Raw genomic sequence first — 23,809 nt, forward strand, 5'->3', positions numbered from 1 at the left:
GCCCCGGAGCGACCGTACGTCACACCGGGACCCCTGACGCACGGTAGCTTTTTCCCGTGGCGTTTCGGCCGCAGGTCCCGTTGCGCAATGTCAAATAATTTCCGTTACATTACATCACGTCACAAACTGTCCGTTTTCTGGAGTTTATTCCCGACCTCGTCCACCACTGGAGGTCCCGGTGACGACACGTGGAGTTCTGTACGTGCATTCCGCACCGCGCGCGCTCTGCCCGCACGTGGAATGGGCCGTAGCGGGCGTGCTCGGGGTGCGGGTGAACCTCGACTGGATCAGGCAGCCCGCCTCCCCGGGCACCTGGAGAGCCGAGTTCTCCTGGCGGGCCGAAGCGGGCACCGCTTCGAAACTCGCCTCCGCGCTGCGCGGCTGGCACCTGCTGCGCTTCGAGGTGACCTCGGAGCCCTGCCCGACCGCCGAGGGCGAGCGCTACAGCTCCACACCGGAGCTCGGCATCTTCCACGCCGTCACCGGCCTGCACGGCGACATCCTGATCCCGGAGGACCGGCTGCGCGCCGCGCTGGCCCGGTCCGTCCGCGGTGAGACCGATCTGGAGGCGGAGATCGCCGAACTGCTCGGCAAGCGGTGGGACGACGAACTGGAACCCTTCCGCCACGCGGGCGAGGGCGCGCCCGTCCGCTGGCTCCACCAGGTGGTCTGACCCCTGCCCCTGCCCCTGCCCCGGCCCCCTGACCCGCTCCGTCCGACGCGAAAGGCCCACCCGGAATCAACCGGGTGGGCCTTTCGCGGTGCTCGGACGGCGAGCACCGCGACCATCGGCCGGCAACCGCCGCGGCGGGCGGCGCCGGCTCGGACGTACTAGACGGTGCGGAACGCCAGGGTGACGTTGTGGCCGCCGAAGCCGAAGGAGTTGTTGATCGCGGAGATCGGGCCGTCGGCGGGCAGCTTGCGCGGCTCGCCCACGACGATGTCCGCGTCGATGTCGTCGTCCAGCGCGTCGACGTTGATCGTCGGCGGAGCGATGCGGTGGTACAGCGCCAGCACGGTGGCCACGGTCTCGATACCGCCGGCGCCGCCCAGCAGGTGACCGGTCATCGACTTGGTCGCGGAGATCGCGATGTGGTCGAGGTCGTCGCCGAGGACCTTGCGCAGGGCCTTGATCTCCGCCGTGTCACCCTGCGGGGTGGACGTGGCGTGCGCATTGACGTGGACCAGCTCGGCCGGGTCGAGACCCGTGTTGTCGAGCAGGTTCTGCACCGCGGCCGCGACGCCGCGGCCGGTCGGCTCCGGCTGCGCGATGTGGTGGCTGTCCGCGGACAGGCCCTGGCCCAGCACCTCGCAGTAGACCCGGGCACCGCGCTTCGCGGCGTGCTCGGCGGACTCCAGGATGACGACGCCCGCGCCCTCGCCCAGGACGAAGCCGTCACGGGCCTTGTCGTAGGGCCGGGAGGCAGTCTGGGGGCTCTCGTTGTTCTTCGACATCGCCATCATGTTGGCGAAGGCGGCGATCGGCAGCGGGTGGATCGCCGCTTCGGTGCCGCCCGCGACGACCACGTCGGCGCGGCCGGTGCGGATCATCTCGACGGCGTAGCCGATGGCCTCGGCGCCGGACGCGCAGGCGCTGACCGGAGTGTGCACGCCCGCCTGGGCGTTGACCTCCAGGCCGACGTTGGCCGACGGGCCGTTCGGCATGAGCATGGGGACCGTGTGCGGGGAGACCCGGCGCACGCCCTTTTCCTTCAGTACGTCGTACTGGTCGAGCAGAGTGGTGACACCGCCGATGCCGGAGGCGATCACGGTGCCCAGGCGGTCGGGCGCGACGGACTCGTCCTCGCCCGCCGGAGCGGTGTAGCCGGCGTCGGCCCACGCCTCGCGGGCCGCGATCACGGCGAACTGCGCCGAGCGGTCCAGCTTGCGGGCCAGCGGCCGGGGCAGGACCTCACTGGGGTCCACGGCTACCGGAGCGGCGATGCGTACCGGGAGTTCGGCGAAGCGCTCGCCCTCCAGGGGCTTGACGCCGGAGCGGCCGGCGAGCAGACCTTCCCAGGTCGAAGCGCTGTCGCCACCCAGCGGAGTGGTTGCGCCGATACCGGTGACGACCACGGTGCGATTGGTCGGGCTCACAGGAATTCTTTCTCCACGTCTCAGAGGGTGCTGAATTGTCACGGCGCCACCGCCGGGTGGCGACAAACGCTCGTCAGGCTCAGGCCTGGTGCTTCAGGATGTAGTCCGCGGCGTCGCCGACCGTCTTGAGGTTCTTGACGTCCTCGTCCGGGATCTTGACGTCGAAGCGCTCTTCGGCGGCGACGACGACCTCGACCATGGACAGGGAGTCGACGTCCAGGTCGTCGGTGAAGGACTTGTCGATCTCGACGTCCTCGACCGGGATGCCCGCGATCTCGTTGACGATCTCGGCGAGGCCCTCGACGATCTCCTGCTGCGTGGCGGCCATGTGGCGCTCCTTCTCTGGGTAACTGGGTAGAAAGACCGGGATGCGGATCCCGGCCCTAGGGGAGGGTAACGACCGTCGCGGCGTAGACGAGCCCCGCCCCGAAGCCGATGACGAGCGCGGTGTCGCCGCTCTTCGCCGCTCCGGTCGCCAGGAGCCGCTCCATGGCGAGCGGGATCGAGGCGGCCGACGTGTTGCCGGTGGTCTCCACGTCACGGGCGACCGTCACGTGCTCCGGCAGCTTCAGAGTCTTCACCATCGAGTCGATGATCCGCATGTTCGCCTGGTGCGGGATGAAGACGTCCAGGTCCTCTGCGGTGATCCCAGCGGCGTCGAGCGCCTGCTGGGCCACCTTGGCCATCTCGAAGACGGCCCAGCGGAAGACCGCCTGGCCCTCCTGCGTGATGGCCGGGAACTTCTCTCCGGCGTCCTTGCCGAGGTACTCGTCCCACGGCACGGTCTGCTTGATCGTCTCCGACTTGTCGCCCTCCGAACCCCACACCGTGGGGCCGATGGCCGGCTCGGCCGAGGGGCCGACGACGACCGCGCCGGCTCCGTCGCCGAACAGGAAGGCCGTCGCGCGGTCCTCCAGGTCCGTGAGGTCCGAGAGCCGCTCCACGCCGATGACGAGGACGTACTCCGCGGAACCCTCCACCACCATGCCCTTGGCAAGGGTCAGGCCGTAGCCGAAGCCGGCACAGCCCGCGGAGATGTCGAAGGCGGCAGGCTTGACCGCGCCGATCCGGTGCGCGATCTCGGTCGCGACGGCCGGGGTCTGCTTGAAGTGCGAGACCGTGGAGACGATCACCGCACCGATCTGCTCGGGTCCGACACCGGCGTCGGCCAGCGCCTTGCCCGCGGCTTCCACCGACATGGCCGAGACGGTCTCCTGGGGCGAGGCCCAGTGCCGGGTCGCGATGCCGGAGCGGGAGCGGATCCACTCGTCGGAGGAGTCGATGGTCTCGAGGATGACCTCGTTGGGCACCACACGGGTCGGGCGGTAGCCGCCGACACCGAGGATGCGGGCGTAGGGGGAGCCCTTGGCCGGCTTGATCTTGGACATGCTGTAGGGGCTCCTTCTCTCAGGCCGTCAGTTCGGCGACCAGCGCCGCGGCCTTCTCGAGATCGTCCGGGGTCTTCAGCGCCACGCTCGGTACGCCCTTCAGCGCGCGCTTGGCCAGACCCGTCAGAGTGCCGCCGGGGGACAGCTCGATGATCCCGGTGACACCCAGCTCGGCGAACGTCTCCATGCACAGGTCCCAGCGGACCGGGTTCGCGACCTGGCCGACCAGTCGGGCGACGACGTCGGCGCCCGTGGTGACGACGAGGCCGTCCTTGTTCGAGACGTACTTCAGGGCCGGGTCGGTCGGGGAGAGCGCCTCGGCGGCCTTCTCCAGCTCGGCGACCGCAGGGGCCATGTGGTGCGTGTGGAAGGCGCCCGCGACCTTGAGGGGAACGACCTTCATGGAACCCTCGGGCTTGTCGGCCTGCAGGGCTTCGATCTGCTCCATCGTGCCGGCGGCCACGATCTGGCCCGCGCCGTTGATGTTGGCCGGGGTCAGGCCGAGCTTCTCAAGGTGTGCGACGACGACGGCGGGTTCCCCGCCGAGCACCGCGGCCATGCCCGTCTCGATGACGGCGGCGGCCTCCGCCATGCCCAGCCCGCGGGTCCGGACGAACGACAGCGCGTCCCTCTCGGGCAGCACGCCGGCGATGGCCGCGGCGGTGATCTCACCGACGCTGTGACCGGCGACGGCGCCGAAGGCCGAGGTCGACCCCAGCGCGGAGGCCGAGAGCAGACCGGCGGCGACCAGCAGGGGCTGGGCGACCGCGGTGTCGCGGATCTCCTCGGCGTCGGCCGTCGTGCCGTATCGGGCGAGGTCCAGGCTGATGGCCTCGGACCACTCGGCGACGCGGTCAGCGGCACCGGGGAGGTCGAGCCAGGGAGTCAAGAAGCCGGGCGTCTGAGCGCCTTGGCCGGGAGCGACGAGTACGAGCACCCTCACACTCTCTCTTGTGGATGGTCCCTGCCGCCCGTGGGGACAGGGACCAAGAACCGTCGGGGTAATTGTTGATGTCCCACAAAAGTCTAGGACTGTGTGTCACCGTCGGCCAGACGCCCCAGAATCAGGGCGATCCGCAGGGTGAACGCCGATCGGACATCGGACGGCGACCAGCCGGTGACGTCGGTCACACGTCGCAGCCGGTAGCGCACCGTATTGGGGTGCACGAACAGCATCCGGGCCGCCCCTTCGAGGCTGCTCGCCTGCTCCAGATAGACGCTCAACGTCTCCAGCAGTGCTGACCCCGCCTCCTCAAGCGGTCTGTAGATCTCCTCCACCAGTTGTTCCCTGGCAGCCGGATCGGAGGCGATCGCGCGTTCCGGCAGGAGATCATCCGCCAGGACCGGCCGCGGAGCGTCCTGCCACGCCGTACAGGCCTTCAGTCCGGCCGCCGCGGCCTGCGCCGACTTCGTCGCGTTCAGCAGATCGGCGACCACCGGACCGGCCACGACCGGACCCGCCGCGAACGGCCCGATCAGGGACTTCGCCACCTGCATCGGGTTGTCGCTGCCGCCCGCGATGACGACCAGACGGTCTCCGAGCACGCCCGTCAGGACCTGGAGCTTGTGGTGGCGGGCCGCCCGTCTGATCGCCTCGACCGTCAGCTCGCTGTCGCCCTCCGGCGCGGTGCCGAGCACCACGCACACGTGCTCCGGGGAGTTCCAGCCCAGCGCCGCCGCCCGCGACAGCGCGCCCTCGTCGGCCTCGCCGGACAGCACCGCGTTGACGACCAGGGACTCCAGCCGGGCGTCCCACGCGCCGCGTGCCTCGGCGGCCTGTGCGTACACCTGGGCCGTCGCGAAGGCGATCTCCCGCGCGTAGACCAGCAGCGCCTCGCGCAGGGTCGACTCGTCGCCGGGGGCGGCCACCTCCTCGATCGCGGCCTCCATGACCTCGATCGTGGTGCGGACCATCTCGACCGTCTGACGCAGGGTGATCGCCCGGGTCAGCTCGCGTGGAGCGGTACCGAAGACGTCGGTGGAGATCGCCTGCGGGGTCTCCGGATGCCGGAACCACTCGGTGAAGGCGGCGATGCCGGCCTGCGCGACCAGACCGATCCACGAGCGGTTCTCGGGTGGCATGGCCCGGTACCACGGCAAGGTCTCGTCCATGCGCGCGATCGCGTTGGCGGCGAGTCGGCCGGAGGACTTCTCCAGGCGGCGCAGGGTCGCGGCGTGCGGATGGGCGGGAGCGGGATGCGCGGCGTGTGTGGCGGGCGAATGCTCACGTTCGGGTTGGGGCACGGGACAAGACTGCCTTATCGGGAGGGCTGCGCCGAGTCCGGTCCCGTGTCCGGGCCCGGGTCCGCCCCACCGCTGGGACTACCGTGGCCCTCATGATTGATGTACGCCGCGGCGCCGACCGGTACGAGGGAGGGGACCCGGCCGCCGGGATCACCACCCGGCACGCCTTCTCCTTCGGCTCCTTCTACGATCCGGACAACCTGCGCTTCGGCCCCGTCCTGGCCTGCAACGAGGAGGCCCTCGCGGCCGGCGCGGGCTTCGACGAGCACCCGCACAGCCACACCGAGATCGTGACCTGGGTGATCGAGGGCGAGCTCACCCACCAGGACACCACCGGCGAGGAGAGCGTGGTCCGGCCGGGGGACGTGCAGCGGCTCAGCGCCGGGTCCGGGGCACGCCACGTGGAGCGCAACGACGGCGACCGGCCGCTGCGCTTCGTGCAGATGTGGCTCTCGCCGCTCGCCGCGGGTGGCGAACCCTCCTACGAGGTGCTGCGGGACGTCTCCGACGGCACGCCCTACGAGGTCCCCGCCGCCGGCGCCGCCCTGCACGTACGCCGCCCCGGGGCGGGAGAGCGGGTCGCCGTACCGGCCGCCGAGCGGGTGTACCTGCACGTGGTCCGCGGCGACCTGCGCCTGGACGGGACGGAGCTGGGCCCCGGCGACTCGGTGCGGATCACCGCCGAGAAGGGGCTGGAGATCGTCGCCGGGTCCCCGGGGGAGCTGCTGATGTGGGAGCTGCCGGGCTAGAGGCCGCTCAGGCGGAGCGCAGTTCGGTCAGGACCGCGTCGGTGAACGGGGTCCAGGCCTCGACCGCCCACGGGCCGAAGGGGCGGTCCGTCAGCGCCACGCACGCGGCGCCCGCGTCCGGGTCCACCCACAGGAAGGTGCCGGCCTGGCCGAAGTGGCCGAAGGTGCGCGGGGAGGAGGTCAGGCCCGTCCAGTGCGGGGACTTGCCGTCGCGGATCTCCATGCCGAGCCCCCAGTCGTTGGGGGACTGGCTCCCGTACCCCGGCAGGACGCCCCTGAGCCCCGGGTGGACGACCGAGGTGGCCTCGGCCACCGTGCGGACGTCGAGCAGCCGGGGCGCCTGCAGCTCGGCGGCGAAGCGCAGCAGGTCGGAGACGGTGGAAACGCCGTCCTTGGCGGGCGACCCGTCCAGCGTGGTCGAGGCCATGCCCAACGGCTCGAAGACGGCCTGGTGCACGTACTCCGCGAAGGGGATGCCGGTGGCCTTGGCGATGTGGTCGCCCAGCACCTCGAAGCCGGCGTTCGAGTACAGCCGGCGCGTACCGGGCGCGGCCGCCGCGCGGTGCTCGTCGAAGGCCAGGCCGCTGGTGTGCGCCAGCAGGTGACGGACCGTCGACCCCTCGGGTCCGGCCGGTTCGTCCAGCTCGATCGCCCCTTCCTCGTGGGCGACCAGGGCGGCGTACGCGGCCAGCGGCTTGGTGACCGAGGCCAGCGCGAAGCGGTGGCCGACGGGCCCGTGCGCGCCGGCGAGGCTCCCGTCGGCGCGCACGACGGCCGCCGCGGCGGTGTCCACGGGCCAGGTCTCGATGATCCGCAGGCTTTCCATGCCGCTCACGGCCTCCTTGCTGTCCATGCGGCCGAGCCTACTTGCTTGGAGTGCACTCAAGGGTTCTAGCGTGGGGCCATGAGCGAGAGCCGGGGCCCGAGCCTGACGCAGACGCGGTACACGATCAGCGAGGTGGAGGCCCGGACCGGTCTGAGCCAGCACACCTTGCGCTGGTACGAGCGGATCGGCCTGATGCCGCACGTGGACCGCTCCCACTCGGGCCGGCGCCGGTTCACCGACAAGGACCTCGACTGGCTGGGCTTCGTGGGGAAGCTGCGCGCCACGGGATGTCGGTGGCGGACATGGTCCGCTACGCCGAGCTGGTCCGCGAGGGCGATCACACCGCCGAGGCACGCCGTGAACTGCTGGAACGCACCCGGAGCGAGGTGCGGGCACGGCTGGCGGAGCTGACGGACGCACTGGCCGTACTGGACTACAAGATCGACATGTACGCGATGGAGAAGGTCTCGGGGAAGGGACGGCAATGACGGAGCACGGCGACGCCATGGCGCAGGTCGAGCTGGGCGGGGGCGGCCCGCTGGTCGGCGTCCAGGGCCTGGGGTGCATGGGCATGAGCGAGTTCTACGGGGACACCGACGAGGCGGCCGCCCGGGAGACCCTGGCGGCGGCGCTGGCCGCCGGTGTCACCCTCTTCGACACGGCGGACGTCTACGGCCGCGGCCGCAACGAGGAGTTCCTGGCCCCGTTCGTGGCCGCACACCGCGACGACATCACCCTGGCGACGAAGTTCGCCATAGAGCGCACCGACGACCCCGCCCACCGGGGCGTCCGCAACGACCGCGGGTACGTCCGCGCCGCCGTCGAGGGCAGCCTGCGACGGCTCGGCGTGGACGTCATCGACCTCTACTACATGCACCGGCGCGATCCGGCCGTGCCGCTCGCCGAGTCGGTGGGGGCCATGGCCGAGCTGGTGCAGGAGGGCAAGGTGCGCCACCTCGGACTCAGCGAGGTCACCGGCGCGGAGCTGCGCGAGGCACACGCCGTGCACCCGATCGCGGCGCTCCAGTCGGAGTGGTCGCTGTTCAGCCGGGACGTGGAACGCAGCGCGGTGGCCGCGGCGGCGGAGCTGGGGGTGGCCTTCGTGCCCTACTCCCCGCTCGGCCGGGGCTTCCTGACCGGGGCCTTCACGGACGCCTCAGCGGAGCTGTCGCAGGACGACTTCCGCCGCCACCAGCCGCGGTTCACCGGCGGCAACGCGAAGGCCAACGCGGCGCTGCTGGCCCCGGTCCGGGAGATCGCGGCGCAGCTGGGCGCGAGTCCCGCGCAAGTCGCCCTCGCCTGGGTGCACGGGCGGGCGGCGGTGCACGGGCTGACCGTGGTCCCGATCCCGGGCACCCGTCGGGCGGAGCGACTGCGCGAGAACACCGCGGCGGCCCGGATCACGCTCACGCCGGCGCAGCTGGCGTTGCTGGAGCCGATCGCGGCGCAGGTCGCGGGGGACCGCTATCCGGACATGACCTTCACCTCGGCGGCCCGGGAGGCGTAGCGGCCGTCGGCCTCAGGGGTGTCGGGCCCGCAGCACCGCGAAGGCGCCCGAGAGGGCGAGCGCGGCCAGGACCGCCTCGATCACCGGATCGTCCGTCACGTGTCGTCCCCCTCGAAGTGTTGGTCCAGTACGGAAGTGAAGAGCGCGGCCACGTCGTCTCGTTCCATCCCCGCGGCGCTCGCCCGCCGTGCCCAGTGGGCCAGTTCCCCGCGCAGGGGCGAGTCGGCCGGGGCGCCCGCCAGGGACCTGTGCACGAAGGTGCCCATGCCCCGGCGGGCCTCCACCAGGCCCTCGCGCTCCAGCTTCCGATAGGCCTTGAGCACCGTGTTCGGGTTGATGGCCGTCGCCTCGACGACCTCGCGCGCGGTGGGCCGGCGGATCAGGGGGTGGGCTCCGGCCGTGATCCGCCGGACACGCGCTAGCGGGACCCGGCGGTGAAGCGGTCCCGCAGGGTCGTGTACTCGCCGTCGGTCAGCAGGCCGGCCGAGTAGAGCTCGCTCAGGTGCCGGAGCCGTTCGTCCCCCGAGCGGCCGCGGGCGGCGCCGACCGGGGTCCGGCCGCGTGTGGCGGCGAGGACGGCCGCGGCGAAGGGCAGCGACTCGTGCACCGCCCCGTAGCCCACGCCGAAGACGGCCGTCGCGAGGTCGTGGTCCGGGCGGGGGTCGGCCGGGGTCTGCTGGGGTTCCCGCAGCAGCAGCCGCAGGTGGCCGCCGGTGCCGCCGGGAGAGCGCCACTCGACGCCGGTGAGCTCGGCCAGCGGGTAGGACTGGTCGCCCGCCTTCCACTTCGTGCCGGTCGCGCCGGTGCGCGACCAGTGGAAGCCGACCGCGGAGCCGTCGAAGCCGACCCTCGCGTCGTACGCCTTCAGCTGCAGCGGCGGCTGCGGTACGTCGACCAGGAAGCGCGGGGCCGGCTCGGCGGCCTCCGGCCCGAGTCGGGCGCGCAGGGCGGCGGCGAACGCCTCGGCCGATGCCGCCCGGTCACCGGGCAACACCATCCGGTACGGGTCGCACGCCTCCTTGAGCTGTCCGGCGGCGGCCTCCATGAGCGGGTCCGCACCCGGGCGCGGGACGGCGCGCAGGACCACCGTGTCCCGCCTTCCGGCGGCCACGGTCACGGCCGACACCGCTTCCAGGGGTATTCGGCGCGACCCCAGCGCCTGCCACAGCCTCGGTGTGCGCAGCCCCCGTGTGAAGCGGATGAGCACCGAGTCCGAGTCGAACTCCCAGACGGCATGATTTCCGGCCAGTACGTCACCCATGCGCCACATGGTAAAGGGAGCCACCCCCGTGCGTCCCCCTCGATGCTGTGGCCGATTTCCGCACCTCTACGCGCGTCGGTCCTGCTCGGCCCCGGAAATTCCACGGCGGCACGCGTCGTCGCCGGTGGCGCACACGACGGAATCGAACGCGCCGGTTCCGATTCTGGCGAAGTTGGCCATCGACTCCGTACCTGGCGCGAAATAGCCGGTGTGGTTCCTGGCCCTGGCCGACGACAGCAGCCGCGCGCCGAACTCCGGGGACACCGGGTCGGCACCGTGGCCCACGCCGCCGACCTCCAGGTGCGGCACGTCGGCGATCCAGTCGCCCTCGTCGCGCGTCGCCCAGACGCGCGCCGACGTCCGCAGGCCCGCGACGTTCTCCGCCCGCATGCCGGGACTGCCTGCGACGACCACGTCCGTCACGCGCCGGGGCAGCTCGTGCGCGGCGACCCCGCACACCACCGACCCGTAGCTGTGGCAGAACAGCGCCACGCTGGAGTTCCCGGGCAGGGACACCGTCAGGGCCTTCAGCCGGACGGCGCCGTCGAAAGCCATCCGCCCCGTGGCGGCGTCCACACCGACCCCGGCGGGGGCGGTGTAGCCCGCCCAGGCGATGACCGCCGTCCGGCTCTTCGGCGCGGCCGTCCGCTCGGTCTCGTACAAGGCCTCGGCCATGCCGACGGGCGAGGTCAGCCGGCGCTGGGTGCGCTCGAAGGTGAGGAGGTCGGTGTCCACGCCGGGAACGATCACCGAGACCCGCTCGGCGCCGTCGAGGTCGCCGAAGACCTCGGCCGCCCGACCGCCGCCGGTGGGGTCGAACGCGAGGATCTGGCGGCCGGGTTCGGCGAGCGAGGCGAAGCGGTGGGAGCGCCGGGCGGCCTCGGCCCGGTCGGCCGGGGTCAGCGCGACGTCGTGGCTGCGGGCCTCCTCCACCAGCCGGGCCTTCTCCAGCCCGCGCCGGTTGGCCCGGTAGCGGGTGTCGACCGGTACGCCGTCGAGGTTGCCGACGACGAGCGGGTAGCCGTCGGCGAGGCGGGCCCGCTGCGCGCCGTCGAGGCCCGCGAAGAAGCGGGCCACCGTCCGCACGGGGGCGTCCGCCGGCGGCACCGGCCGGCCGTCCAAGTGCGCCTTGGACCAAGCGTCGAGAGCGGTGACGCGCAGCGGCGTGCCCCCCTCGGGGCGGTGCACGGCCGTCCAGCCGGTGGTCGCCAGCATGATCAGGACGACCGTCAGCGCGAGCAGGGTGCGCAGGGCGGCCGGGCGCGGGTCGGCGCCTGGAACGGTGGAGTGGGCGAGGCCGGGCAGATTCACTGGGACCAGCGTAGGAGACCGATTCCGGGCCTGGCGCGCCGGGTGACGGGGGTCACGCCCGACCGTGCGACCCCGCGCCGGGCGGACCGGCTGCCGCGACACCTCGGGTGAAAGATCCGAAATGTCACTTCGTCGGGGTGGCTCGTCGCCACCGCCCCGCCAGAGCTGGGCCGATGCTGTCGAGATGGCTGTCCGCCAGCCGGCGGAGCGCCTGCACACTCGTCTCGTCCCCCTGTCCCCAGAGCCGCCCCGTGACCCTCATCACCCCGAAGAACGAGGCGGCGGCCACCCGGGACCGCGGGTCGGCGTCCACGTCCAGGCCCTCCCGCGCGGCGACCAGCCGGGAGACCCGCTCCTCCAGCTCGGTGGAGCGCCGCAGGTGCACGGCGAGCAGGGCCGGGGTGGACTCGATCAGGCGGTAGCTGCGCAGGTAGAGGTCGACCGGGACCACCCCGCAGAGGGCGTCGTCGAGCGTGTCCCACGCGCAGACCAGCGCGCCCCGCATCGCCTCCAGCGGCCCCTCGGACGGCGGCCGTGCCTGCAGCTCGGCGACGAAATGCGACTCCACCAGATCCTGGACGGCGAAGACGGCCTCCTCCTTGTTGGCGAAGTAGCGGAAGAAGGTGCGCTGGGACACCGCCACCGCGGCGGTGATCTCGTCGACGGTGGTGCGCTCGTACCCCCGGGAGACGAAGAGCACGAGCGCGGCGCGCAGCAGCGCACCGCGGGTGCGCCTCTTCTTGCGTTCGCGCAGGCCGGCCACCGGCGCGGCCGGCGCCGTCCGCTCGTCGATCGCCACCGCCGGGCTCCTCTCTGACGCCGGATGGGCGGTCAGATTACCCGTGACCCATGGCCCCGCGGCCGATTGGCGGAGCCGTTCGCGAAGGGGCGTCCGACCGGCGCCGGATGACACGTTCGGGGCGGCCGCCCGGGCCGTCGGGTGCGCCCGCGGCCCCGCTCACGGGCGCGAACGACCCCGCCGCACCCGCTCCCGGATGGGTCAATTCCGCGCGAGTGAAGGGCCTGCCGGACGCGTGCGGAGAGCCTGTCGCCTATCAGGGTGGACCTGCCCGGCAGCCCTTCCGGCCGAGCGTCATCGCAGGTCAGCGTGGTGTCAGCGGGGCACCGGAAGCGGTCCGGGGCCCGCCCGTCCACAAGGAGTTGACCCGTCATGCGTACGTGTGGAACCTCCCGCATCACCACCACCCTCGCCGCGACCGCCCTGGCCCTCACCGCCCTCATCCCGACCACAGCCGGCACGGCGCACGCCGCGGGCCCGCCGGGCCTCGGGTCCTGCGCAAGCGGACAGCTGTGCCTGTGGGCGAAACCGGACTTCAAGGGCACCCGGCAGATCCACGAGCTGAGCACCCTGGACATCAACAGCTGCACCGCCCTGCCCGCCGGCACCAGCGCCCAGTCGCTGGTCAACCGCACCGCGCGCCCGGTCACCACCTACCAGTCGGCCGAGTGCGCGGAGACCGGCGAATTCCAGACCTACCCGGGCGACGGGGTCTGGCTGCCCCAGTCCCCCTACCAGGTACGGGCCTTCAAGGTGTGGGAGAGGTAGCGTCCCGCTGCGCCGGGGCTCCGGCCCCGGCGGCCGCGGCCGGCGGCGCGGCCTCGCCGTCCGCCGAGCCGCCCAGCCGGGCGACCTCGCCGCGCAGTGCCCGCACCTCCGCCCGGAGCTCCTGGATCGCGGCCAACTGGAGCCGTTCGGCCTGGTCGTCGCGCTCGAAGCGGGAGATGAACCACGCAGCGATGTTGGCGGTCACCACACCGAGCAGCGCGATCCCGGACAGCATCAGGCCCACCGCCAGGACCCGCCCAAGGCCGGTGGTGGGGGAGTGGTCGCCGTAGCCGACCGTCGTCATCGTGGTGAAGGACCACCACACGGCGTCGCCCAGATTCTTGATGTTCCCGTCGGGTGCGTCCCGCTCCGCGCTCAGCACGGCCAGCGAACCGAACATCAGCAGCCCGACGACCGAGCCGGCCACGTAGGTCGTCAGCTGGATCTGCGGGGCCATCCGGGCCCGCCGGCCCACCAGCATCAACGTGGCGACCAGCCGCAGCAGCCGCAGCGGCTGCACGAGCGGCAGCACCACGGCCGCCAGGTCCAGCCAGTGGGTCCGCACGAACCGTCCCCGATCCGCCGAGAGGGCCAGGCGCACCAGATAGTCCACGGCGAAGGCGCCCCACACCACCCACTCCACGTAGCTGCAGGCGTCGTGCACCCGCGCGCCCGCGTCCGGAGCGACGATGGGCACGGCGTACGCCACGGCGAAGGCCGTGGCGAGGACGAGCAGCGGGGTCTGGCTCCACCGCTCCCACAGCAGCTGGCGGGATGGTTCCTTCATGCGGAGCATCGTAGGCAACGCCCGAAGGGGGCGGGACCTGGCCGAAGCCGGGACCCGCGCCCGGGGGACCGCACGCCGGGCGGACGCCCCGCGTGCGGTCCCTCCGTGCGGTCCCTCCGTCCGGACCCCGCTGGGGTCAGGCGTCGCCGCCGGCCGCGCCCGGGTCCGCCGCCGCCACGTCGAGCAGCTGGTACTTGTCGACGACCTGCTTCAGCACCGAGCGGTCCACCTTCCCCGCCCTGGCCAGCTCGGTCAGCGTCGCCAGCACCACGGACTGGGCGTCGATGTGGAAGAACCGCCGGGCCGCACCGCGGGTGTCCGCGAAGCCGAAGCCGTCCGCGCCCAGCGAGGTGTACGCGCCGGGCACCCACCGCGAGATCTGGTCCGGAACGGACCGCATCCAGTCCGAGACCGCCACGAACGGCCCCTCCGCACCTGACAGCTTCCGCGTCACGTAGGGCACGCGCTGCTCCTCCTCGGGGTGGAGCAGGTTGTACTCCTCCACCTCGACGGCTTCGCGACGCAGCTCGTTCCAGGAGGTCGCCGACCAGACGTCCGCCCGGACGTTCCACTCCTCGGCGAGGATCCGCTGGGCCTCCAGGGCCCACGGCACCGCCACACCGGATGCCATCAGCTGGGCCGGGACGGCGCCCGCGGTGCCCTGCGAGACCCGGTGGATGCCCTGGAGGATGCCCTCCACGTCGACGTCCGCAGGTTCCGCCGGGTGCTGGATCGGCTCGTTGTAGACGGTCAGGTAGTAGAAGACGTCCTCGGCCTCGGGGCCGTACATCCGGCGCAGACCGTCCTGGACGATGTGCGCGATCTCGTACCCGTACGCCGGGTCGTACGCCACACAGCCGGGGTTCGTGGAGGCCAGCAGCTGGGAGTGGCCGTCCGCGTGCTGCAGACCCTCACCCGTGAGGGTGGTCCGTCCGGCGGTCGCACCCAGCACGAAACCGCGCGCCAGCTGGTCGGCCATCTGCCAGAACTGGTCACCCGTGCGCTGGAAGCCGAACATCGAATAGAAGACGTACACCGGGATCAGCGGTTCGCCGTGCGTCGCGTACGCCGAACCCGCGGCGATGAGCGACGCCGTGCAGCCCGCCTCGGAGATGCCGTCGTGCAGCATCTGGCCGGTCGGGGACTCCTTGTAGGCGAGCAGCAGGTCGCGGTCGACCGCCTCGTACTGCTGGCCCAGCGGGTTGTAGATCTTGGCGCTCGGGAAGAAGGCGTCCATGCCGAAGGTGCGGTACTCGTCGGGCGCGATCAGCACGAAGCGCTTGCCGATCTCCTTGTCCCGCATCAGGTCCTTCAGGATGCGGACGAAGGCCATCGTGGTGGCGATCGACTGCTGGCCCGAGCCCTTCTTGGCGGCCGCGTACGTCTTCTCGTCGGGCAGCGGGAGCGGCTCGGCACGCACCACCCGCGTCGGCACGTAGCCGCCGTGCGCGCTGCGCTGGTCGTGCATGTACTGGATCTCGGGGGAATTGCGGCCCGGGTGGTAGTACGGCGGGGCGCCGCTCTCCAGCTGCGCGTCCGTGATCGGGATGTGCAGGCGGTCGCGGAAGCGCTTGAGGTCGTCGACCGTGAGCTTCTTCATCTGGTGCGTGGCGTTGCGGCCCTCGAAGTTCGGCCCGAGCGTCCAGCCCTTCACCGTCTGGGCCAGGATCACCGTCGGCTGGCCCTTGTGAGCCTTGGCCGCCGCGTACGCCGCGTAGACCTTCTTGTGGTCGTGACCGCCGCGACCCAGGTGCTGGATCTGGTAGTCGGTCATGTTCTCGACCATCGCGCGCAGCCGCTGGTCGCCGCCGAAGAAGTGCTCGCGGATGTAGGCACCCGACTCGGTGGCGTACGTCTGGAACTGCCCGTCGGGCGTGGAGTTCATCTTGTTGACCAGGATGCCGTCGCGGTCCTGGGCCAGCAGCGGGTCCCAGGAACGGTCCCAGATCAGCTTGATGACGTTCCAGCCGGCGCCCCGGAACTGCGACTCCAGCTCCTGGATGATCTTGCCGTTGCCGCGGACCGGGCCGTCGAGGCGCTGCAGGTTGCAGTTCACCACGAAGGTCAGGTTGTCCAGGCCCTCGCGGGCGGCGATCGACAGCTGGCCGAGCGACTCCGGCTCGTCCATCTCACCGTCGCCCAGATACGCCCAAACGTGGGACTTGGAGGTGTCCGCGATCCCGCGCGCCTCCATGTAGCGGTTCATCCGGGCCTGGTAGATCGCCCCCAGCGGACCGAGGCCCATCGAGACGGTCGGGAACTCCCAGAAGTCCGGCATCAGCCGCGGGTGCGGGTAGCTGGAGAGGCCGTACGGGGCCTTCGACTTCTCCTGGCGGAACGCGTCGAGCTGCTGCTCGGTCAGCCGGTCCAGGAGGAAGGCGCGGGCGTAGATGCCGGGGGAGGCGTGGCCCTGGAAGAAGATCTGGTCACCGCCGTCGCCCTCGTCCTTGCCCCGGAAGAAGTGGTTGAAACCCACGTCGTAGAGGGAAGCGGAGGAGGCGAACGTGGCGATGTGGCCGCCGACGCCGATCCCGGGACGCTGGGCGCGCGAGACCATCACGGCCGCGTTCCACCGGGTGGCGTTCAGGACCTTGCGCTCGATCTCCTCGTTTCCGGGGAAGAACGGCTCGTCCTTGGTCGCGATCGTGTTCACGTAGTCCGTGCTGCGCATCTCGGGCACGGCCACGCGCCTCTCGCGCGCCCGCTCGATCAGCCGCAGCATGAGGTAGCGGGCCCGTTCGCGGCCCCGCTCGTCGACCGCTGCGTCCAGGGAGTCGAGCCACTCCTGCGTCTCCTCCGGATCGAAGTCCGGGACCTGACTCGGCAGGCCGCCAATGATGATCGGATTGCGATCGGATGCGGAAGCCACGCTGTTCCTTCGCTGTCGGGGGAGTCGCGCCTTGGGTGCGCCGCCTCCCATGGTCTTACGCTCGGCCGTAATCGTCATCCGTACCACTGGGTAACCCCTGCGATCGGCGGGGAGATCCGGCAAGGTGCGGGCGGGTCCGGTTCCGCGGTGGGGGGTGGCGGGTGCGACCAAATCGCAACCTTACGCCCCAGCCGGTCGGCGGCCCCGGGAGGCCGTTCGTCCCTCAAACAGGTAGGAAAGTCCTCATGCGATGCGAATGAGCTGGAATGGTGTGGGATGAATCACCAGTGGTGCACACGAGTGTGCTGAAAGTTGCGGCGAGACGGCCGTAATCGTCACCGTTTCGACGGTCTCGGCGGCCGGGTACTTGCGCGATCCGCCGCGCCCGTGTGGACTACGCCCAATGCTGCGCGTACGCGCGCCGCCGAAGACATTCACCGAACATGAGCAGGAGGCACCCCGTGAGCGCGACCGCGGACCACGCGGAGAGCCTGGCCGCCCGGCTGGGTTTCCAGTCCGAACAGGTGGTCCAGGAGATCGGCTACGACGACGACGTCGATCAGGAATTCCGTGACCTCGTCGAGGAGCTCGTCGGCGAACTCGTCGACGAGGACTACGACGATGTCGCCGACGCGGTGCTGCTGTGGTTCCGCGAGGACGACGGCGATCTGACGGACGCGCTGGTCGATGCCACCGAGCTGGTCGAGGACGGCGCACTGATCCTGCTGCTGACCCCCAAGACGGGCCGTGACGGCTACGTCGAGGCCAGCGACATCAGCGAGGCGGCCGAGACGGCCGGTCTCTCGCAGACCAGGAGCGTCAGCGTCGGCAAGGAATGGGCCGCCACCAAGCTGGTGACGCCCAAGACCGCCGCCAAGTCCAAGCGCTGAGCCGCGCCCGCTGCCGAGCGGACACGCTTCCACACCCCGCCGACCAGGTGCCCCCGGTCGGCGGGGTGTGTGCGTTCCGCGCGTTTCACAGACCCGGGCACGCCCGGTCAGGACCTAGGCTTTGACTCACCCGAACAGCCCAATGCCGGGATGCAGGAACGAAGGGATGCGAGAGATGGCGATCGAGGTCGGCGACAAGGCCCCGGACTTCGAGCTCAAGGACAACCACGGTGCCACCGTGCGGCTCTCCGATTTCCGGGGGGAGAAGGCCGTGGTGCTGCTCTTCTACCCGTTCGCGTTCACCGGTGTCTGCACCGGTGAACTCTGCGAGCTGCGCGACCAGCTTCCGCGCTTCCAGAACGACGACGTCCAGCTCCTCGCCGTCTCCAACGACTCCGTGCCGACCCTGCGGGTCTTCGGCGAGCAGGAGGGCCTGGAGTACCCGCTGCTGTCGGACTTCTGGCCGCACGGCGAGACCTCGCGCGCCTACGGAGTCTTCGACGAGGACAAGGGCTGCGCGGTCCGCGGCACCTTCATCATCGACAAGGACGGCGTGGTGCGCTGGACTGTCGTCAACGGACTGCCCGACGCGCGTGACCTGAACGAGTACATCAAGGCGCTCGACAGCCTCTGATGGCGTCCGCGCGGCTCGTCGCGCGCGGTTCCCTGCGAAAACCGCCAACGGGCGGGAACCCGTCACTAGGATCGAAACGTTGATCCGGTAGCAACCGCACGACGGGGCACCGCCCCACACAGCAACCAATGGAGGACCCGTGGGAGTCAGCCTCAGCAAGGGCGGCAACGTCTCGCTGACCAAGGCCGCGCCTAACCTGACGGCGGTCATCGTCGGTCTGGGCTGGGACGCTCGCACCACCACCGGTGTCGACTTCGACCTCGACGCCAGCGCGATCCTGACCAACGACCAGGGCAAGGTCGCCAGCGATGCGAACTTCGTCTTCTTCAACAACCTGAAGAGCCCCGACGGCTCGGTCGAGCACACGGGTGACAACACCACCGGTGAGGGCGAGGGCGACGACGAGGCGATCAAGGTCAACCTCGCCGGCGTCCCGGGTGACGTCGCCAAGATCGTCTTCCCTGTCTCGATCTACGAGGCCGAGACCCGCCAGCAGAGCTTCGGTCAGGTCCGCAACGCCTACATCCGCGTGGTGAACCAGGCCGACAACACCGAGCTCGCCCGCTACGACCTCTCCGAGGACGCCTCGACCGAGACCGCCATGGTCTTCGGCGAGCTCTACCGCAACGGCGCGGAGTGGAAGTTCCGCGCCATCGGTCAGGGCTACGCCTCCGGCCTGCGCGGCATCGCGCAGGACTTCGGCGTCAACGTCTGAGTCCGAGAAGTCCGTCCGTCCGGCGCCGTGCACTGTGTGTACGGCGCCGGACGTGCTTCGCGCGCAGCACCGCACCACCGCACCACCGCACCACCGCCACACCGAACCACCCGTCACACCGCCACACCGTCGTCCGGGGAGGACCACAACATGGGCGTCACACTCGCCAAGGGGGGCAATGTCTCCCTGTCCAAGGCCGCGCCGAACCTCACCAGGGTTCTGATCGGTCTCGGATGGGACGCGCGCTCGACCACGGGAGCCGATTTCGACCTCGATGCCAGCGCGCTGCTCTGCAACGGCGGCCGGGTGCTGGGGGACGAGTACTTCGTCTTCTACAACAACCTGAAGAGCCCCGACGGCTCCGTCGAACACACGGGGGACAACCTCACGGGCGAGGGTGAGGGCGACGACGAGTCGATCATCATCGACCTCACCAAGGTGCCGGCCGAGGTGGACAAGATCGTCTTTCCGGTCTCGATCCACGAGGCGGACACCCGCCGGCAGAGCTTCGGCCAGGTCAGCAATGCTTTCATCCGTGTGGTCAACCAGGCCGACGGCCAGGAACTGGCCCGCTACGACCTCTCCGAGGACGCCTCCAGCGAGACCGCGATGATCTTCGGCGAGGTCTACCGATACGGCGGCGAATGGAAGTTCCGTGCGGTGGGGCAGGGGTACGCGTCGGGCCTGAGGGGCATCGCTCTAGACTTCGGGGTCAACGTTTCGTAAAGCCTTTCAAGACGCATGGGGTGTCAGGTGCCAGTGGTTCTGAAAACCTTCGGCTGGTCGTTCGCCATCACGGCGCTCGGCCTCGCCTTCGCCGCGTGGCAGTGGGGGTGGGAGGCGTTCGGGGTCGTACTGATCCTGTCGATCCTCGAAATCTCGCTGTCCTTCGACAATGCGGTCGTCAATGCCGGAATCCTGAAGAAGATGAACGCCTTCTGGCAGAAGATCTTCCTCACTGTCGGCATCCTGATCGCCGTCTTCGGCATGAGGCTGGTCTTCCCGGTGGCGATCGTCGCCATCAGTGCGAAGGTCGGCCCCATCGAGGCGATCGAGCTGGCTCTGGATCAGCCCGACCAGTACGAGGCCCTGGTCACCGACGCCCATCCGGCCATCGCCGCGTTCGGCGGAATGTTCCTGCTGATGATCTTCCTCGACTTCATCTTCGAGGAGCGCGACCACAAGTGGCTCGCGTGGCTGGAGCGTCCGCTGGCCAAGCTCGGCAAGGTCGACATGCTGTCGGTCTGCGTCGCGCTGATCGCCCTGCTGGTCTCGGCGATGACCTTCGCCGTCAACGCCCACACCAGCACCGGCAACACCGACAAGTCCGCCACCGTGCTGCTCGCCGGCGTCGCCGGCCTGATCACCTACCTGATCGTCGGCGGCTTGTCCTCGTACTTCGAGGACAAGCTGGAGGAGGAAGAGGAGCGCGAGCACGAGGAGGAGGAGAAGGCCAAGGCCGCGGGCAAGCCCGTGTCCGCCGTCGGCCTCGCCGGCAAGGCCGCGTTCTTCCTCTTCCTCTACCTGGAGGTCCTCGACGCCTCGTTCTCCTTCGACGGGGTCATCGGTGCCTTCGCCATCACCAACCACATCTTCTGGATGGCGCTCGGCCTCGGCATCGGAGCCATGTACGTCCGTTCGCTCACGGTCTACCTGGTCCGCCAGGGCACCCTGGACGACTACGTCTTCCTGGAGCACGGCGCGCACTACGCGATCGGTGCGCTCGCCGCCATCCTGCTCGTCACCATCCAGTACGAGATCAGCGAGATCATCACCGGCCTCATCGGCGTGGTGCTGATCGCCGCCTCCTTCTGGTCCTCGGTGCGCCGCAACAAGCGCCTGGAACTGGAGGGTTCCTCCGTCGAGGCATGACCGCGGCGTTAATGCGGAACGCTCCCTTGCGGGGCGGTCCACCGGGCTCACGGGCCCGGCGGGCCGCCCCGTTCTCCGTAGTCCTCGCGGGGACCAGGGGATCAGACCAGGGGATCAGGACCAGGGGGGTAGGGGATGGGCTTCTTCGACGGCATCATGGGCAGCCGAGCCGTGCAGTTCCAGTCGGGCAGTGCCTCGTCGAACGCGATCGAGCTGACCAAGCGACATGCGACGGTGTCGCTCACCAGGCAGGGCGCCGTCCACGGCAACCTGCGCGTCAACCTGTCCTGGCGCATGCGCACCTCGGACATCGGCGGCCGTTCCGGCCAGAGCGGCCAGCTCTTCCGCCATCCGTTCAAACTGTTCAAGCCGGACATCGTGCAGGCACACACCCAGGGCATGGTCAACGTCGACCTCGACATGGGCTGCTTGTACGAGCTGACGGACGGCACCCGCGGCGCCGTCCAGCCGCTGGGCAACCTGCTGGGCGACCTCAACGACCCGCCGTACGTCAAGCTCAGCGGTGACGACCGGTTCGGATCGGGTTCGGGGGAGACCCTCTACATCAACCTCGACCACGCCGACGAGATCAAGCGGATGCTCGTCTTCGTCTACATCTACGACCAGACCCCGGCCTTCGACCGGACGCACGCCATGGTCACCCTCTATCCCGTGACCGGCCCGAGGATCGAGATCCCGCTGGACGAGCGGCACCCGCAGGCCCGCTCCTGCGCCGTCGTCTCCCTGGAGAAGGTCAAGGGCGAGCTCGTCGTCAAGCGCGAGGTGAAGTTCGTGTACGGGTTCCAGTCCGAGCTGGACCGGCTCTACGGCTGGGGGCTCCAGTGGGGGAGGGGCTACAAGAGCGCCAAGAGGTGACCGCGGCCGCCCCGAGGCCTCCCGGTGCGCCCGGTCCCCCCGGCCTTCGGCAGTCCCTCCCGCGGCTGCCGGAGCGCCTCCGGGGGTGCGCTCTCAGCGGCGGATGAACTGGGGGCCTTGCGCCGGCAGCCGGAAGGTCGGGTCGCCGCCCGGGCCCGGAACCGGGGACACCGGCTGCGGGTAGCCGTAGGCGGGCGGGGCGGCCGGCGGGGCCTGCGTCGGCGGCGCCATAGCAGCGGTCTCGTCGGCGCCCGGACCCGCTGCGGGGGCCCCGGGTCCGGCGGCCGCGCCGGCGTCGGGCTCGGCGGCGTTCTCGTCGACCGCGATCCCGTGGTCGGTCGCCAGCCCCACCAGGCCGTCGGAGTAGCCCTCGCCGAGCGCCCGGAACTTCCATCCGTCGCCCCGGCGGTACAGCTCGCCGCAGATCAGTGCCGTCTCCGCGCCGGTCTCGGGCCGTACGTCGAAGTAGGCCAGCGGCTCGGAGCCACCGGTCGCGGTGGCGTCGTACAGCAGGATCCGCAGGTCGCGGACCCGTTGGAAGGGGACGTCCTCGGCCGAGGCGACCACCAGGATCCGGTCCACGCTCGGGGTCACCGTGCGCAGGTCGGCCTGGACGGCATCGGTGACGGCGTCGCCCACCTGCTTCTTGCCGAGGCGCCAGACCGCTCCCGAGGGGTGCCGGGGCTGGTTGTAGAAGACGAAGTCCTCGTCCGAACGCACCCGGCCGTCCGGGCCCACCAGCAGCGCCGAGGCGTCCACGTCCGGCACCTCGGGGCCGCCGGTCCAGCGCAGCACCGCCCGGACCGCCACGGGGGCCACCGGGATGTTCGAGCCCTTCTGCATCGCGTGCGTCATGCACGTCATCCTGCCCTCCCGGGGTGGAGCGGGACAATGCGGCCCCCCGTAGGGCCTTGTACCGATCGTGCGAGCTGGGCATCGTGCAAGTGGGTTACCTGAACTTCATGTGCTTGAGGAACTCTTCGTTCACGTTCGTACGTACTATTACCGGCCATGCCAGTTGGGCCGCCGAGGTTGTACGGGGGAAGCACATGCGTCACTTTGGGCACATATCGCCCACGGTCCGTAAGGACCTCTTCCACCAGGAACCGGCGGAGTTCACCGGGACCTCACCCGCCCGTCTCCTCGCGGCGGCCCTCGGGGCCACCCTCTACAGCCCCGCCACCCGCCCGGCGCTGGCCGCGGACATCCGCAAGCAGGCCGGCCGCGGAGTCGTCTCGATGGTCCTCTGCCTGGAGGATTCGATCAGCGACGCCGATGTCCTCGACGCCGAGAACAACCTCGTCCGCCAGTTCCGCGACCTCGACGCCGACGCCGGCGAGCTCCCGCTGCTCTTCATCCGCGTCCGCACGCCCGACCAGATACCGGACCTGGCACGCCGCCTGGGCCCCTCGATACGGCACCTGGCCGGATTCGTACTTCCGAAGTTCGACGAACGGCGCGGCATCCCCTTCCTCGAAGCCGTCGCCGACGCGGAGGCCGTGAGCGGACGGGACCGGCTGTATGCCATGCCCGTCCTGGAGACGCCGGAACTCCTCCACCTGGAAACCCGCGTGGAGGCCCTCGCCGGGATCTCCCGCACGGTCAACAGCCACCGCGACCGGGTCCTGGCACTGCGCCTCGGAGTCACCGACTTCTGCTCCGCCTACGGACTGCGCCGCACCCCGGACATGACCGCCTACGACGTCCAGATCGTCGCCGGCGTCATCGCGGACGTCGTCAACGTCCTCAGCCGGGCCGACGGCACCGGATTCACCGTGACCGGCCCCGTCTGGGAGTACTTCCGCAGCCAGCAGCGCCTCTTCAAGCCCCAGCTGCGCCGCAGCCCCTTCCTGGAGGAGGGCGTCGAGGAACTGCGCACCGCGCTGATCGAACACGACCTGGACGGACTGCTGCGCGAGATCGAGCTCGACCGGGCCAACGGGCTGCTCGGCAAGACCTGCATCCACCCCGCCCACGTCACACCCGTGCACGCCCTGTCGGTGGTCTCCCACGAGGAGTTCTGCGACGCCGAGGACATCCTGAGGCCCGAGCGCGGCGGAGGCGGAGTGATGCGTTCGGCTTATACGAACAAAATGAACGAGATCAAGCCCCACCGGGCCTGGGCCGAGCGCACCATGCTGCGCGCCGAGGCCTTCGGTGTGGCGAAGGAGCAGGTCGGCTTCGTCGACCTGCTCACGGCCGGGCTCCAGGTGTGA

23 protein-coding genes and 2 pseudogenes are annotated in these 23,809 nt (G+C 70.7%); 12 read left to right on the top strand and 13 right to left on the bottom strand.

What is annotated here, in order from left to right:
- The first annotated feature begins 178 nt into the window (after positions 1-178).
- Positions 179-673, top strand: coding sequence for a DUF3145 domain-containing protein (locus tag AW27_RS22885; protein WP_037923994.1), 495 nt, complete (start codon positions 179-181; stop codon positions 671-673).
- A 158-nt stretch (positions 674-831) separates the two neighbouring features.
- Here AW27_RS22885 and fabF read toward each other — a convergent pair whose 3' ends face one another.
- The 5 genes from fabF to AW27_RS22910 form a co-directional block, all read right to left on the bottom strand.
- Positions 832-2,097, bottom strand: a complete 1,266-nt coding sequence (fabF, locus tag AW27_RS22890) for a beta-ketoacyl-ACP synthase II (protein ID WP_037923996.1) — start codon at positions 2,095-2,097, stop codon at positions 832-834.
- Between the two features lie 79 nt (positions 2,098-2,176).
- Positions 2,177-2,425 carry an acyl carrier protein gene (locus AW27_RS22895; RefSeq protein ID WP_030657054.1) on the bottom strand — a complete coding sequence of 83 codons (249 nt, stop codon included), beginning with the start codon at positions 2,423-2,425 and terminating at the stop codon, positions 2,177-2,179.
- Positions 2,426-2,480: 55 nt separating this feature from the next.
- Positions 2,481-3,485, bottom strand: coding sequence for a ketoacyl-ACP synthase III (locus AW27_RS22900; RefSeq protein WP_037923999.1), 1,005 nt, complete (start codon positions 3,483-3,485; stop codon positions 2,481-2,483).
- Between the two features lie 19 nt (positions 3,486-3,504).
- Positions 3,505-4,422: an ACP S-malonyltransferase gene (locus AW27_RS22905; RefSeq protein ID WP_037924001.1), complete on the bottom strand. Its 918-nt coding sequence runs from the start codon at positions 4,420-4,422 to the stop codon at positions 3,505-3,507.
- Positions 4,423-4,511: 89 nt separating this feature from the next.
- Positions 4,512-5,729, bottom strand: coding sequence for a PucR family transcriptional regulator (locus AW27_RS22910; protein ID WP_052030895.1), 1,218 nt, complete (start codon positions 5,727-5,729; stop codon positions 4,512-4,514).
- 92 nt (positions 5,730-5,821) lie between these two features.
- Here AW27_RS22910 and AW27_RS22915 point away from each other — a divergent pair, with 92 nt between their 5' ends.
- Positions 5,822-6,478 (top strand): pirin family protein, encoded by a 657-nt coding sequence (locus tag AW27_RS22915; RefSeq protein WP_037924438.1) that lies wholly within the window; start codon positions 5,822-5,824, stop codon positions 6,476-6,478.
- 7 nt (positions 6,479-6,485) lie between these two features.
- Here the strand turns inward: AW27_RS22915 and AW27_RS22920 are convergent, their stop codons facing one another.
- Complete coding sequence (locus AW27_RS22920) at positions 6,486-7,304, bottom strand: serine hydrolase domain-containing protein (protein ID WP_037924440.1); 819 nt, start codon at positions 7,302-7,304, stop codon at positions 6,486-6,488.
- Between the two features lie 78 nt (positions 7,305-7,382).
- Between AW27_RS22920 and AW27_RS22925 the strand changes: the two are divergent.
- A pseudogene (locus tag AW27_RS22925) lies at positions 7,383-7,792 on the top strand (MerR family transcriptional regulator).
- On the top strand, positions 7,789-8,811 hold the full coding sequence (locus AW27_RS22930; protein ID WP_037924006.1) for an aldo/keto reductase: 1,023 nt from the start codon (positions 7,789-7,791) through the stop codon (positions 8,809-8,811). Before AW27_RS22925 ends, AW27_RS22930 begins: the two are co-directional and overlap by 4 nt.
- Positions 8,812-8,906: 95 nt before the next feature.
- Here the strand turns inward: AW27_RS22930 and AW27_RS22935 are convergent.
- From AW27_RS22935 to AW27_RS22950, 4 genes and pseudogenes are all read right to left on the bottom strand, one after another.
- Positions 8,907-9,182: pseudogene (locus AW27_RS22935) on the bottom strand (GntR family transcriptional regulator); the annotation flags it as partial.
- 47 nt (positions 9,183-9,229) lie between these two features.
- Entirely contained in the window at positions 9,230-10,081 is an 852-nt protein-coding gene (locus AW27_RS22940) for a DUF4429 domain-containing protein (protein ID WP_172671360.1), read from the bottom strand.
- Positions 10,082-10,138: 57 nt separating this feature from the next.
- Positions 10,139-11,287 carry an alpha/beta hydrolase gene (locus tag AW27_RS22945; protein ID WP_037924444.1) on the bottom strand — a complete coding sequence of 383 codons (1,149 nt, stop codon included), beginning with the start codon at positions 11,285-11,287 and terminating at the stop codon, positions 10,139-10,141.
- Positions 11,288-11,507: 220 nt separating this feature from the next.
- A complete protein-coding gene (locus AW27_RS22950; protein WP_236647706.1) occupies positions 11,508-12,182 on the bottom strand; it encodes a TetR family transcriptional regulator in 675 nt (224 codons plus the stop codon).
- 372 nt (positions 12,183-12,554) lie between these two features.
- Between AW27_RS22950 and AW27_RS22955 the strand changes: the two genes are divergently transcribed.
- The gene (locus AW27_RS22955; protein WP_172671354.1) at positions 12,555-12,950 is read left to right on the top strand and encodes a peptidase inhibitor family I36 protein; all 396 of its coding nucleotides are present in this window, start codon (positions 12,555-12,557) and stop codon (positions 12,948-12,950) included.
- Here AW27_RS22955 and AW27_RS22960 read toward each other — a convergent pair.
- Both AW27_RS22960 and aceE read right to left on the bottom strand, forming a co-directional pair.
- Entirely contained in the window at positions 12,931-13,737 is an 807-nt protein-coding gene (locus AW27_RS22960) for a potassium channel family protein (RefSeq protein WP_052031024.1), read from the bottom strand. The genes AW27_RS22955 and AW27_RS22960 overlap by 20 nt on opposite strands.
- A 136-nt stretch (positions 13,738-13,873) precedes the next feature.
- Complete coding sequence (gene aceE / locus AW27_RS22965; RefSeq protein WP_037924010.1) at positions 13,874-16,606, bottom strand: pyruvate dehydrogenase (acetyl-transferring), homodimeric type; 2,733 nt, start codon at positions 16,604-16,606, stop codon at positions 13,874-13,876.
- 461 nt (positions 16,607-17,067) lie between these two features.
- On the opposite strand from aceE, the gene AW27_RS22970 reads away from it, so the two are divergent.
- The 6 genes from AW27_RS22970 to AW27_RS22995 all read left to right on the top strand — a co-directional run bounded on the left by AW27_RS22970 (position 17,068) and on the right by AW27_RS22995 (position 21,593).
- Positions 17,068-17,496: a DUF3052 domain-containing protein gene (locus tag AW27_RS22970; protein ID WP_030026015.1), complete on the top strand. Its 429-nt coding sequence runs from the start codon at positions 17,068-17,070 to the stop codon at positions 17,494-17,496.
- 175 nt (positions 17,497-17,671) lie between these two features.
- Positions 17,672-18,130, top strand: coding sequence for a peroxiredoxin (locus AW27_RS22975; protein ID WP_030819487.1), 459 nt, complete (start codon positions 17,672-17,674; stop codon positions 18,128-18,130).
- A gap of 139 nt (positions 18,131-18,269) precedes the next feature.
- A complete protein-coding gene (locus AW27_RS22980; RefSeq protein WP_030657021.1) occupies positions 18,270-18,845 on the top strand; it encodes a TerD family protein in 576 nt (191 codons plus the stop codon).
- A gap of 150 nt (positions 18,846-18,995) precedes the next feature.
- Complete coding sequence (locus tag AW27_RS22985) at positions 18,996-19,571, top strand: TerD family protein (protein ID WP_037924012.1); 576 nt, start codon at positions 18,996-18,998, stop codon at positions 19,569-19,571.
- 33 nt (positions 19,572-19,604) lie between these two features.
- The gene (locus AW27_RS22990; protein ID WP_037924014.1) at positions 19,605-20,717 is read left to right on the top strand and encodes a DUF475 domain-containing protein; all 1,113 of its coding nucleotides are present in this window, start codon (positions 19,605-19,607) and stop codon (positions 20,715-20,717) included.
- A 135-nt stretch (positions 20,718-20,852) separates the two neighbouring features.
- A complete protein-coding gene (locus tag AW27_RS22995) occupies positions 20,853-21,593 on the top strand; it encodes a TerD family protein (protein ID WP_037924016.1) in 741 nt (246 codons plus the stop codon).
- A gap of 93 nt (positions 21,594-21,686) precedes the next feature.
- Here AW27_RS22995 and AW27_RS23000 read toward each other — a convergent pair whose 3' ends face one another.
- On the bottom strand, positions 21,687-22,448 hold the full coding sequence (locus AW27_RS23000; RefSeq protein ID WP_037924018.1) for a TerD family protein: 762 nt from the start codon (positions 22,446-22,448) through the stop codon (positions 21,687-21,689).
- A 194-nt stretch (positions 22,449-22,642) separates the two neighbouring features.
- Here AW27_RS23000 and AW27_RS23005 point away from each other — a divergent pair, with 194 nt between their 5' ends.
- A complete protein-coding gene (locus AW27_RS23005; RefSeq protein WP_037924020.1) occupies positions 22,643-23,809 on the top strand; it encodes an HpcH/HpaI aldolase/citrate lyase family protein in 1,167 nt (388 codons plus the stop codon).

It is taken from the genome of Streptomyces sp. PCS3-D2 (assembly GCF_000612545.2).
Lineage (GTDB): Bacteria > Actinomycetota > Actinomycetes > Streptomycetales > Streptomycetaceae > Streptomyces.

Coding starts and splice junctions, on each gene's coding strand:
- AW27_RS22985 (WP_037924012.1), top strand. CDS start 18,996: ATGGGCGTCACACTCGCCAAGGGGGGCAATGTCTCCCTGTCCAAGGCC.
- AW27_RS22960 (WP_052031024.1), bottom strand. CDS start 13,737: ATGAAGGAACCATCCCGCCAGCTGCTGTGGGAGCGGTGGAGCCAGACC.
- AW27_RS22900 (WP_037923999.1), bottom strand. CDS start 3,485: ATGTCCAAGATCAAGCCGGCCAAGGGCTCCCCCTACGCCCGCATCCTC.
- AW27_RS23000 (WP_037924018.1), bottom strand. CDS start 22,448: ATGACGCACGCGATGCAGAAGGGCTCGAACATCCCGGTGGCCCCCGTG.
- AW27_RS22975 (WP_030819487.1), top strand. CDS start 17,672: ATGGCGATCGAGGTCGGCGACAAGGCCCCGGACTTCGAGCTCAAGGAC.
- AW27_RS22940 (WP_172671360.1), bottom strand. CDS start 10,081: ATGTGGCGCATGGGTGACGTACTGGCCGGAAATCATGCCGTCTGGGAG.
- AW27_RS22895 (WP_030657054.1), bottom strand. CDS start 2,425: ATGGCCGCCACGCAGCAGGAGATCGTCGAGGGCCTCGCCGAGATCGTC.
- AW27_RS22930 (WP_037924006.1), top strand. CDS start 7,789: ATGACGGAGCACGGCGACGCCATGGCGCAGGTCGAGCTGGGCGGGGGC.
- AW27_RS22995 (WP_037924016.1), top strand. CDS start 20,853: ATGGGCTTCTTCGACGGCATCATGGGCAGCCGAGCCGTGCAGTTCCAG.
- AW27_RS23005 (WP_037924020.1), top strand. CDS start 22,643: ATGCGTCACTTTGGGCACATATCGCCCACGGTCCGTAAGGACCTCTTC.
- AW27_RS22945 (WP_037924444.1), bottom strand. CDS start 11,287: ATGCTGGCGACCACCGGCTGGACGGCCGTGCACCGCCCCGAGGGGGGC.
- AW27_RS22915 (WP_037924438.1), top strand. CDS start 5,822: ATGATTGATGTACGCCGCGGCGCCGACCGGTACGAGGGAGGGGACCCG.
- AW27_RS22920 (WP_037924440.1), bottom strand. CDS start 7,304: ATGGAAAGCCTGCGGATCATCGAGACCTGGCCCGTGGACACCGCCGCG.
- AW27_RS22955 (WP_172671354.1), top strand. CDS start 12,555: ATGCGTACGTGTGGAACCTCCCGCATCACCACCACCCTCGCCGCGACC.